This window comes from Deinococcus sp. (assembly GCF_025362455.1).
Lineage (GTDB): Bacteria > Deinococcota > Deinococci > Deinococcales > Deinococcaceae > Deinococcus.
In genome coordinates this window covers 1-10,617 of record NZ_JANYGJ010000191.1, presented here as the reverse complement: position 1 = coordinate 10,617, position 10,617 = coordinate 1, and the positions used below count along the sequence as shown (strand labels likewise).

General features: G+C 68.3%; 11 protein-coding genes. 8 read left to right on the top strand and 3 right to left on the bottom strand.

The features are described 5' to 3' along the window. Window positions 1-314 precede the first annotated feature (314 nt). The 7 genes from Q0R23_RS13990 (at window position 315) to Q0R23_RS13960 (ending at window position 6,397) form a co-directional block, all read left to right on the top strand. Window positions 315-806, top strand: coding sequence for a hypothetical protein (locus tag Q0R23_RS13990; protein ID WP_293913952.1), 492 nt, complete (start codon window positions 315-317; stop codon window positions 804-806). Between the two features lie 94 nt (window positions 807-900). Next, window positions 901-2,034, top strand: a complete 1,134-nt coding sequence (queG, locus tag Q0R23_RS13985) for a tRNA epoxyqueuosine(34) reductase QueG (RefSeq protein ID WP_293913950.1) — start codon at window positions 901-903, stop codon at window positions 2,032-2,034. Then, window positions 2,031-2,474, top strand: a complete 444-nt coding sequence (locus tag Q0R23_RS13980) for a metallophosphoesterase family protein (RefSeq protein ID WP_293913948.1) — start codon at window positions 2,031-2,033, stop codon at window positions 2,472-2,474. The genes queG and Q0R23_RS13980 overlap by 4 nt, the downstream gene beginning before the upstream one ends. A gap of 23 nt (window positions 2,475-2,497) precedes the next feature. Next, window positions 2,498-2,974: an NUDIX domain-containing protein gene (locus tag Q0R23_RS13975; protein WP_293913946.1), complete on the top strand. Its 477-nt coding sequence runs from the start codon at window positions 2,498-2,500 to the stop codon at window positions 2,972-2,974. A 113-nt stretch (window positions 2,975-3,087) separates the two neighbouring features. Further along, window positions 3,088-4,269 carry an RNA ligase gene (locus tag Q0R23_RS13970; RefSeq protein WP_293913944.1) on the top strand — a complete coding sequence of 394 codons (1,182 nt, stop codon included), beginning with the start codon at window positions 3,088-3,090 and terminating at the stop codon, window positions 4,267-4,269. 48 nt (window positions 4,270-4,317) lie between these two features. Continuing rightward, window positions 4,318-5,766, top strand: coding sequence for an Asp-tRNA(Asn)/Glu-tRNA(Gln) amidotransferase subunit GatA (gatA, locus tag Q0R23_RS13965; protein WP_293913943.1), 1,449 nt, complete (start codon window positions 4,318-4,320; stop codon window positions 5,764-5,766). Further along, window positions 5,759-6,397: a glycosyltransferase gene (locus Q0R23_RS13960; protein WP_293913942.1), complete on the top strand. Its 639-nt coding sequence runs from the start codon at window positions 5,759-5,761 to the stop codon at window positions 6,395-6,397. The genes gatA and Q0R23_RS13960 overlap by 8 nt, the downstream gene beginning before the upstream one ends. Before the next feature lie 167 nt (window positions 6,398-6,564). On the opposite strand, the gene Q0R23_RS13955 is transcribed toward Q0R23_RS13960, so the two are convergent. The 3 genes from Q0R23_RS13955 to Q0R23_RS13945 all read right to left on the bottom strand — a co-directional run bounded on the left by Q0R23_RS13955 (window position 6,565) and on the right by Q0R23_RS13945 (window position 9,570). Continuing rightward, the gene (locus Q0R23_RS13955; protein WP_293913941.1) at window positions 6,565-7,140 is read right to left on the bottom strand and encodes a CDP-alcohol phosphatidyltransferase family protein; all 576 of its coding nucleotides are present in this window, start codon (window positions 7,138-7,140) and stop codon (window positions 6,565-6,567) included. A 61-nt stretch (window positions 7,141-7,201) separates the two neighbouring features. After that, window positions 7,202-8,722, bottom strand: coding sequence for a hypothetical protein (locus Q0R23_RS13950; protein WP_293913939.1), 1,521 nt, complete (start codon window positions 8,720-8,722; stop codon window positions 7,202-7,204). Continuing rightward, window positions 8,719-9,570: an ABC transporter ATP-binding protein gene (locus Q0R23_RS13945; protein ID WP_293913937.1), complete on the bottom strand. Its 852-nt coding sequence runs from the start codon at window positions 9,568-9,570 to the stop codon at window positions 8,719-8,721. Before Q0R23_RS13945 ends, Q0R23_RS13950 begins: the two co-directional genes overlap by 4 nt. A gap of 52 nt (window positions 9,571-9,622) precedes the next feature. Between Q0R23_RS13945 and Q0R23_RS13940 the strand changes: the two genes are divergently transcribed. Continuing rightward, window positions 9,623-10,564 carry a GNAT family N-acetyltransferase gene (locus tag Q0R23_RS13940; RefSeq protein WP_293913935.1) on the top strand — a complete coding sequence of 314 codons (942 nt, stop codon included), beginning with the start codon at window positions 9,623-9,625 and terminating at the stop codon, window positions 10,562-10,564. Window positions 10,565-10,617 lie beyond the last annotated feature (53 nt).

Below are 10,617 nucleotides of genomic sequence, written 5' to 3'. Positions count from 1 at the left end.
GAGGAGTGGCATCCTCATGGGGACGAGTGGCGTCCTCATGGGCGTCCGTTCACGAGGACAGTCCGTTCACGACGACAGTCCATTCTGCCCAAGAAGCGAGTGAGGAAGAAAGTATGTCTTGGCGGGAATGAAGGGATGGAGCGCTTTCTGCGGAAGCCCGAAACGTTAGCAAGGACATACTTACCAGCTTCGCCCCGACGGTTACGCCCGCAACAGCGTGATGTTCAGCGTCCTGCGCGGCGAATGGTCCGGCGTGCGGGCCAGGCTCATCCAGCGGCTGAAGGCTCTCACCGACGGGGCGGTAAACTGAAGGCATGCGTTCTCGATTCAGCTCAAGTGCCCGTCTGCTCGCCTGCGCGGCCCTGCTGGGCGGCACTGCCCTGGCCCAGACTCCAGCCCCGCTGACGCTGCCTGCGGGCTGGGTAGCCGCCGGGTCGGGCGCCTGGCGCGACAGCAGCGGCGCCTGCCTGCTGCGGGTACAGAATTTCGGCAGGCCGTTTTCGGTGCTCACCAGCGAGCAGCAGGCTCTGGCTCTGGGCGGCAAGCTGCGCAAGGCCCTGACCCAGAGCGGCATGGCCAGCGTCACGACCCAGGGTGTCGGCCCGACCGACTCCGGCCTGACCCCGGCGGGCGAGTGGGGCGTGCTGGCGGCCTACACCTACACCCAGGCCGAGGTCCGCTACCAGATCGTGCAGCTCTACTTCGCGCAGGGCGGCAAGCTCCGGACCATCACCGGCAGCCACTCGGAGGGCGAGGCGAGCGCGTGCGTGAACGTGATGCGCGACCTGCTGAAAGGCAGACGCTGAAAGCTCAAAGGCAGAAGCTGAAAGCTGAAAAACAGACGCTGAACACACCACGGCGCCGTGCTCTAGCCTGGCCGTGCCCCAGCCTGAACGCCCCATGACCGCTTCCCTGCCCGCTCCCGTTTCGGCCCCGGACACCCTGCGCGAGCTGGCGCTGGAGCTGGGCTTCGACGTGGCGGGCTGGGCCAGCGCCACCGTGCCCCGCGCCGCCTGGCAGGGCTACGGCGAGTGGCTGGGCAGCGGCAGGCAGGCGGGCATGGGCTACCTGGAAACCGGCGCCTGGCGCCGCGCCGACCTGGGCAGCTCGCTGAGCGGCGCGGGCCGGGTGCTGGCGCTGGGCATCAGCCACGCCTTCGCCGAGGTGCCGGTGCCGTCGGGCGGTCTGCGGGCCGGGCGGGTGGCCCGCTACGCCTGGACGCCGGATTACCACGCCCAGACCCTGCCGCTGCTGAGCAGACTGGTAAAGGAGGCCGCCTCGCTCGGCATCCGGGCACGCGGCTTCGTCGATCACGGCCCGGTGATGGAACGCGACCTGGCCGGACGGGCGTTCCTGGGCTGGCACGCCAAATCCGGCATGCTGGTCAGCACCGAACTGGGCGCCTTCGTCACGCTGGCCGCGCTGCTCACCGACCTACCCGACGTACCGGACGGCCCGGCCCACCCCGACCGTTGCGGGCGCTGCACCCGCTGCATTTCAGCCTGCCCGACCGGCGCCATCGACGCTGACCGGGCCATCGACGCCCGGCGGTGCGTGTCGTACCTGACCATCGAGCACAGAGGCCCGGTGGACTGGACCCTGCGCCCCGGCATCGGCGACTGGCTGCTCGGCTGCGACGTGTGCTGTGCGGTGTGCCCCTGGAGCGTCAAGGCCGGTGCGCTGGCCCGGAGCCTGAAGCCCGACCCTGAGCTGGCCTGGCCTGATCTGAGGGGTTTTTTCGGCACCTCCGAGCGGGACTTTCTGCGGCGCTACGGGCACGCCACCCACGCCCGGCCCCGCCGCAAGGGCATGGCCCGCAACGCCGTGACGGTGGCCGGGAATCTGAGACGTCCCGATCTGCGCCCGATACTAGAATTGGCCGCCGCCGACGCCGCCTGGGAAGTCCGCGAGGCCGCCTGCTACGCGCTGCGGCAGTGGGAGGACGTGCGTGGGCTGGAGCAGTTAAGGCGCGACCCCGATGAACGGGTCCGGGCGAGCGCCGAGCGGGGGCTGCGGGAGCTTCTGGACGCATGAACATCGCCGTCCTCTCCGACACGCACGGTCTGCTGAGGCCCGAAGTCTTGCCGCACCTGGCGGGCGTGGACGCCATCCTGCACGCCGGGGACGTGGGGGACGCCGCGATTCTGAACCGGCTGGCCGCCTTCGCCCCGGTGTACGCCATTCGCGGCAACGTGGACACCGCGCCGGAGTTGCTGACGCTGCCCGAAGCGTTGCTGGTCGAACTGGGCGGCGTGTTCATCTTTATGCTACACGATCTCAAGACACTGGACGCTGTGCCACACGGCGTTCGCGTCGTCATCAGCGGGCACAGCCACCAGCCGCGCACTACGGACGGAGGCGGCGTGCTGCACCTCAATCCCGGCTCGTGCGGACCTCGCCGCTTCTCGCTGCCGGTCAGCCTGGCGCGGCTGCACCTGGGCACCGAGGTCACGGCCCGCTTGATCTCTGTGTGACTGCCCACGCTACACTGAGCGGCATGACTCACCTGTCGCGCACGCTGCCGATCAAGCGTGCGGCCCACGTTTACCTCGTCCGTGATAACCACCTTCTCCTGGTCGCCGAGCGGATGGACGACGGCAGCATCTTCTACGGCCTACCCGGCGGCAAGGCCCAGGCGGGCGAGAGCCTGGCCAACGCCGCCATCCGCCAGGTGCGCGTCGAGACCGGCCTGAGCGTCACCGACCTGCAATTCGTCAGCCTGCTCGAAGGCGAGATGCTGACCGGCACCCGCAACGAGTGCTACGCCACCTTCGGACGCTTCACGGCGCACTTTACCGGCGAGCTGGCCCCCACCGACCCCGAAGTCGTCGGCACGCACTGGGTGCCGTTCGCTGAGGTCATGAGCCTGGTCAAGTTCGGCCCGCCACCCGAGGTCGAGGAGCGCAACCCGCTGATCTGGATTCCCACGCGGGACTTTTTGAACGGCCAGGTGCGGACGTACTACCCGATCTAGCCCGATCTGAATTAGAAAGGCGATCTGAAGGCGCCCATCCGGGCTAAGCCGGAGTGCGGATGGCGCGGGCGCCGGGATCAGTCAGCATCAGGGCGCACCCCGGAGGTCCGCTCATGTCCAGCCCAACTCCCAACAGCCCGACCCCCAACAGCCCGACTCAGCCCCTCGCCCTCGTCCAACTGCTCAGAACGCACGGCCTGGACGCCCTGACGCCCCTGTTCATCAAGGCGCGGCGCCATCCACAGTTTCCGAACCTGATCTGCTTCAAGTACGAGCAGCGGCTCTCGCCCATGCATGAGACCGCCGTACAGGACGCACGCGCTTTGATTCTGGACGAGGCCGATGACTGGCGCGTAGTCAGCATGAGTTACCGCAAGTTCTTCAACCTGGGCGAACCGCTGGAGGGCGAACTGGACTGGAGCAGCGCCCGCATCGAGGAAAAACTCGACGGCTCGCTGCTGGTCCTCTATCCGTATGCCGGAGCCTGGCAAGTCCAGAGCAGCGGTCTGCCCGACGCGGGCGGCAGCCTGAGCGCCCGCACCCTGCCGCCCGGTGTGTCCACCTTCGCCGACCTCTTCTGGCACACCTTCGCGGCGCTGGGTTACGCGCTGCCGCCGCTGCCAGGCAGCACCAGCCCGCGCTACAGCCTCAGTTTCGAGCTGATGACGCCGCACAACGAGGTCGTGGTCCATCACACCCGCTCCCGGCTGGTGCTGCACGCCGTTCGCAATCTGGAAACGCTGGTGGAGGAAGACGCCGCCCGCTGGGCCGTGCGGCTGGGCTACGAGGCAGTACGAACCTACGACCTGGACCGTGAGGGCCTGCGGGCCGCCGCCAACGCCCTGAGCGCCACCGAGCAGGAAGGCTTCATCGTGCGCGACGCCGCGTTTCGGCGCGTCAAGGTCAAGGGCGAGCAGTACGTGCGCCTGAGCCACGTCAAGGACCAGTGGACCCCGGAGCGGGCCGGGCAGATCGTGCTCAGGGGCGAAACCGAGGAATTCTCGGCCTACTTTCCGGGTTACGCCGCTGAACTGGCCGCCATCCAGCGCAGGCTCGAAGTCAGGCTGCGCGACATCGGCGGGGAATACGAGCGTCTGAGCGGCATAGCAGACCAGAAAACCTTCGCGGCTCAGGCCATGCAGACTGGCTATTCGGCCACCCTGTTCGCCTGGCGTTCAGGCAAGGTGGATTCGCCGCTGAGCTGGCTCCTGGCACAGACCGAACCCGCGCAGGGGCGAGCACTGAGGCAATGGGGCGTGATTCCAGAAGAGTGGGGTGAGGGAGGGTTGGTCTAGCGAGCTGGCGATCCGCTCCTTGCCCACCGCCGGTACAATGGCCTTCATATGCCCGTTTCCCCCGTTGCCGACCTCGCCGCCGCCGTTCAGGGCGGGCAAGACCCCTCGCCGATTGCCACCGCCGCCCGTGAGCGTGCCCTGGCCGACCCCCACGGCTCGCTGATCTCGGTACTGAGCTTGGATCAGGTGCAGCAACAGGCCGCCGAGGTCGCCCGCCGCGTCCAGGCCGGTGAACGGCTGCCGCTGGCCGGGGTGCCCACCGTCGTCAAGGACAACATGAACCTGACCGGCACCGCCACCACCTGCGGCAGCCGGATGCTGGAGCACTACGTCAGCCCGTATACCGCCACCGCCCTGACCCGTCTGCAACGCGCCGGAGCCGTGATTATCGGCAAGGCCAACATGGACGAATTCGCCATGGGGTCGAGCACCGAGACCGGCGCCTTCGGGGGGTGCCGCAACCCCTGGGACGCCTCGCGGGTGCCCGGCGGCACCTCCGGCGGCAGCGCGGCAGCGGTGGCGAGCGGCCTGGTGCCCTTCTCGCTGGGCTCGGATACGGGGGGCTCGGTGCGCCAGCCTGCGGGCTTCACCGGGGTCTACGGCTTCAAGCCGACCTATGGACGGGTCAGCCGCTACGGCCTGGTCTCGCACGCCAGCAGCCTCGATCAGATCGGCCCGATGGCGACCACCGCGACGGATTTGGCCCTGATTCTCGACGCCATTACCGGCCACGACCCACAGGACGCCACCAGCCTGGAGGCCCCGTCCAACTTCGTCGCCGAGCTCGGTCAGGACATCACGGGCCTGCGCGTGGGCGTCATCCGCGAGTCGCTCTCCGGCAATACGCCGGGCGTGGAGGCGGCGCTGAACCTCATGCTGGACGCCCTGCGCGGTCTGGGCGCCACCGTTGCAGAGATCAGCCTGCCCACCCTCCAGCACGCCGTCGCCACCTATTACCTGATCTCGACGCCGGAAGCCAGCAGCAACCTGGCCCGCTTCGACGGGATGGTCTACGGCCTGCGCGTGGACGGCGCCGACGTGAACACCTCTATGGCTCAGGCCCGCGCCCAGGGCTTCGGGGCCGAGGTCAAGCGGCGCATCCTGATCGGCACCTACGCGCTCTCCAGCGGCTACTACGACGCCTATTACAGCAAGGCCATGAAAGTCCGGCGCCTGATCGCCGACGATTTTAACCGGGCCTTTACACAGTTCGACATTCTGGTCACGCCCACCAGCCCCTTTCCGGCGTTTCGCAGCGGTGAAAAAATCAGCGACCCGGTGGCGATGTACGCCGCCGACGTGGACACCGTGGCGGTCAGCCTGGCGGGCCTTCCGGCGCTGAGCGTGCCTGCCGGATTCGAGACGGTAGACGGCCAGGCCCTGCCGGTGGGCGTGCAACTGATCGCCCCCGCCCTGAGCGATGAGCGCCTGATTACGGCAGCACACGCCCTGGAGCGGGCCGGAGCGGTGTCGGTGAAACTGGCGCCGGGTGCCTGACTTCGGCTCGGTCAGCGTCATCATTCCCGCCCACAACGAGGCCCAGACCATCGCGGCGACGGTCAGGGCCGCGCTGGACGCCCGTCCGAAAGAAGTGCTGGTCGTCAGTGACGGTAGCCTGGACGAAACGGCGGAGGTGGCGCGGCAGGCGGGCGCGGCGGTGCTCGACCTGAATCCCAACCGGGGCAAGGCGGGCGCCGTCATGGCGGGCGTGGCGGCGACTTCCGGCGACGTGGTGCTGCTGCTCGACGCCGACCTGATAGGGATTACCGCTCAGCATCTGCGTTCACTGGCCGCACCGGTCCTGAGTGGCGCGGCGCGGGCGACCACCGGCCTGTTCGTCTCGGCGCAGGCGCACACCACCCTGGCGAGCTGGCTGACCCGAAAGTGGAGCGGTCAACGTGCCCTGGAACGCGGTCTGCTGGCTGGGCTGGACGCGGGCAGTGAGCGCTACGCCCTGGAACTGATGATCGAGGACGAGCTTCGGCGAGCCGGAATCAGACCGCAGATCGTCGTGCTGCGCGGCGTGGGGCACCGGACGAAGGAGGACAAACTGGGGCTGTGGGCCGGAGCGTGGGCCAGGCTGGAGATGTTCCGGCAGCTCGCGGCGTACCGGATGAGGCGGAAGTAGGGAGTGGGGACGGCGAAGAGATGTTCGGAGCGCCCACCCACATGGGATTTGTTCGGTTCCCGGCCACCAGGGCAGGGCGATGTTGACCCCTCTCCCGCTGTGGGAGAGGGGCGTTGCGGAGCAACGGGGTGAGGGAGCGCCCAGTCAGCCTCCTCGCTCGGTGCCTTCTACGCCTTCGCCAGTCCTAAAAATCGCTGAATCGTCAGCCAATGCGTTCGCAGCAGATCGACCGTGCTCCACAGCGCCGTACCAGACGCGGCCAACCCCAGCCACCAGATCAGGTTCATCAGCGGCCAGGTGCGGCTCAGGGCGGCAGCGAGCAGGATGACCACCACGCCGCCGACCAGCAGGCTCTGCGCGGCGCCGTTGACTTTGCCCGACAGGCGTTTATGCACCTCGTCCTGGCCCATGCCCAGGTCCATGAAACGTAGCGACCAGGAAATGAGATCGCGCCACACCAGAACAAGCACCATCCACAGCGGCAGCAGGTCGTTGGCGACGAAGACGATCAGGGCCGTCAGGCGGGCCAGGCCGTCGGCCATGCTGTCGAGCAGTTCGCCGACGCGGCTGGTGGTGCCGGTCTTGCGGGCCACGCGGCCATCGAACACGTCGGTCAGGCCCATCACGGCCAGCAGGCCCAGCGACCACCACAGCGCCGGAGCGTCGTTCAGGCGGAAGAAAAACGGAAACAGCAGCGCCAGCACGGCCCGCAGGGCGACCAGGGCGTTGGCCTTCAGCAGCATGGTCCTGACGTCATGTCAGCAGTGTAGCTCAACGAAATGGGATAAGGGTTGCAAAGTCGCCTCAGCGCCGGGCCGCCAGCGCCACACCGAGCGGAATCAGCAACGCCGCACCCAGCGCCACTGCGCCGAAAGTCTGCATCACCCCGCGCGTCGGCAGCCAGAACAGGGCGCCCAGCAGGGCACCGTCAAGCAGCAGGATCAGCACGCCAGCCAGCCAGTCGGCGCTCTTCTGTTTGCGCTGCATCAGATCGGCGCGGCGGATCGGGAAAGGCCGCCACAACACGATGAGCGCCCCGCCGACGATGCTCCACAGGCCCAGGCCCAACGAGAGCAGCAGCGTCGGCGTGAAGCTCAGACCTAGCGAAATCACCGCGACCAGCACCCAGACGACCAGCACCGGCAGCGCGGCGGCCAAGAGTTTGAGCCACCGTAAGCGGCCCAGCCGCGCCGGGCTACTGAGCAGCAAATCGGGGGCCTCCTCGGCGTTGGCGGTGATCTGGGTCAGGCTGGTGGTCAGGTTGCCCAGCGCCAGAATGCCGATGAGGCCCACCAGTTGCCAGATCAGGTTGTCGCCGCTGCGGCGCAGCAGGGCGAACCCCATCGGAATAAGGTAAATCACCGACAGTAGCGTGCGCGAGAGCAGCAGTGGGTCGCGGCCCAGCAGCCGCCACTCCTTGAGCAGCACCGCCCGGCTGCCGGAGGCGAACCGCAGCGGCCCGGCACTCAGGTGGGCCGGACGCGAGCCGCCCTCATGGGTCAGCGCCACCTGGGCGCCCCGCGTGTAGATGCGGGCGAGCCGGGCACTCGCCAGCGCCAGGGCGCCCACGGCCAGCAGCACGGTGCCCAGCGTCGGCAGCCCTTCCAGCCAGAGGGTCCGCACCAGCCACCACAGCGGGCTATCCTGAACGGGCAAATCGGATGGGTTCAGCCCGGCGACCCAGCGGGCCAGGGCGCTGTTCTGACCCATGACATTCCCCACCTGGCTCAGCAAAAAAAACGCCGCCCCCACCACCGCGCCGAGCACGCCCGCCACCGTTTTGGCCCGCCGCACGCCCAGCAGCCGCACCAGCCCCAGCGTCAGCGCCGCGCCCAGGCCGGTGGCGAGGGCCGCCAGCGCAAACAGCCAGGGCCACAGCCCCAGCACCCGCCAGACGCCGCCGACAAGGCCGGGAATGGTGATCAGCAGCGCCACGACGAGGTAAAACGGCAAACTCCCGACCATCACCCCCAGCAGCCGCGAGGCCAGCACTCGCCGGGGCGGCAGAGGCGAGCCCAGCAGCAGATCGAGGTCGCCGCGCTCAAAGAGGGTTTCCAGCAGGCCCCGGATGGCGGCGGAGAGCAGCAACGTGAAGATCAGCAGCGTGGCTCCGGCGCCGATCAGCAGGCCCCAGCCGCTCAGGGTGCCGAAGCCCGCCAGCGCCCGCCCAGCCTGCCGTAGCGGCTGGAAGTAAAACAGGCTCGCCCCCAGGTCCAGCACCAGCACGGCGCCCAGCAGCCACAGCAGCCAGCGGGCGCTCAGGCTGCGCCAGCTCACGCGCAGTTGCTGACTCAGCAGCCAGGCCAGCGTGCCGGGTGCTCTCAAGGCGTATTGACCGAATTGGGGGTGACCGGATCGGTGCTGGCCAAATCGGTGTTGGCCGCGTCAGCTCCGACCAGATGCAGGAACACGTCCTCCAGGCTGGCGTGCTCACCGAGCCCGGCCTGACGGCGCAGGGCGTCCAGGTCGCCCTCGGCCACCAGTTCACCCTGATGGATCACCCCGATGCGGCTGGCCAGATTCTCGGCCACCTCCATGATATGGGTGGTCAGGACCACCGCGCCGCCCCCGTGGGCAAAGTCGCGCAGGGCGTCCTTGACCAGCCGGGCCGCCGCCGCATCGAGGCCGGTCAGGGGTTCGTCGAGCAGCAGGATTCGGGGCTGATGGATCAGGGCTCCGGCCAGCGCGAGTTTTTGCTTCATGCCGCGTGAGAAGCCCTCGGTGAGCTGGCCGCGCACGTCCCAGAGTCCCAGCCAGCGCAGCAGCCGCTCGGCTTCGGGGGCCGCCTGAGCCGCCGGAATGCCCCACAGTCCGGCCACGAATTCCAGGTACTCGCCGGGGCGCAGCTTGCCGTAGAGCAGCGGGTCGTCGGGCAGGTAGGCCAGCGGGCGGCGGGCCTCCTGCGGATCGAGTTTCAGGCTACGGCCATACAGGTTGATCTCGCCCGCGTCGGGGGCCAGCAGCCCGGCGATCATCCGCAGGGTGGTGGTCTTGCCCGCGCCGTTGCTGCCCAGCAGGGCGTAGAACTCGCCTGAACGGACTTCCAGACTGAGGTCGCGCACGGCAGGTTTGCCACCGAAGGCTTTCTGGACATTGCTGAGCACCAGCGGCGGGGCAGCATCAGTGAAAGCGGCGTCGGTATTTGGCTGGCTCGATACGGCGGGCGAGGACATGCCCCAAGGTACGCCGAGCAGCGTGAGGAAGTTGCCGGGCTAGACTCGGAGGGTGAACCCTGAGCTGCCATCCGCCGCCGAGCTGGCCCGCTTCACCCTCGCCGCGCAACATCCACTGACCCGCATCTGGCAGCCGGACAGCCAACGGCTGAACCGCCTGGCCGAAGCACACGCCTTCGATCTGGAGCTGGCGACGGATCTGGAGCTGGCGAGCAAACGCGCCGAGTTTCTGGATGTGGGTCAGGACGCACGGGCATTTCTGAACCACTGGGTGCGGGTGTTACCTGACCTGGACGCCATGCTGAGCATCCGCTTCAGGCGGGTGGACCGGACAAAACCCTTCGTGGACGCCACAATTCTCAGCCGCCCGCTTATTCAGGCCGATCTGGACGCGCTGAAACGGGTCGCCTACGAACTCTACGGCGCTTTCAAGCCGCTGTACCTGCGCCTGTGGAGCGCCGAGCCGGAGGGACATTTCACTGGCACCGGACCCGACAAGCGCTTCCTGGCCGCGCCGTTATCCGAACTCGCCAGCGGCAAGGCGCCGCCTGAACTCAGCCTCTCCCCCACCTACGACCTCAGCCGCTACCCAGACGCGCAGGCCGCCTACGCTAGCGTGGACGCCGCGCACCCGGCGCACACCGGGCAGGCGCAGCTTGAGCAGCGCGAGGACTTGCAAGAACTGATTGACGCCGGAACGCTGTTCGATGTGCTGGTGAATGGAGAATGGGCTGGATACGTCGGCACGACCCTGGAGAACGACGGAGACACGCTGGGCCTGGACGCCTACGTGGTGCAGGAATTGATTCTGGCGCCAGAATTCCGGGGGCGGGGCTACGGCCCCTCGCTGAGCACGCTGCTGGCACGGGCCTTGCCCCAGCCTGAGCGGGTGCTGGTCGGCACCATTCACGCGGAGAACGTCGGCGCCGTGCGGGCCGCGAAGGCTGCCGGAAGGGTGGACGTGGGGGGCTGGGTACAACGCGGATTGCCCTGAGCTGACACCTGACACTACTAACCGGTTCTCAAATCTGATAACATCTTTTCGGG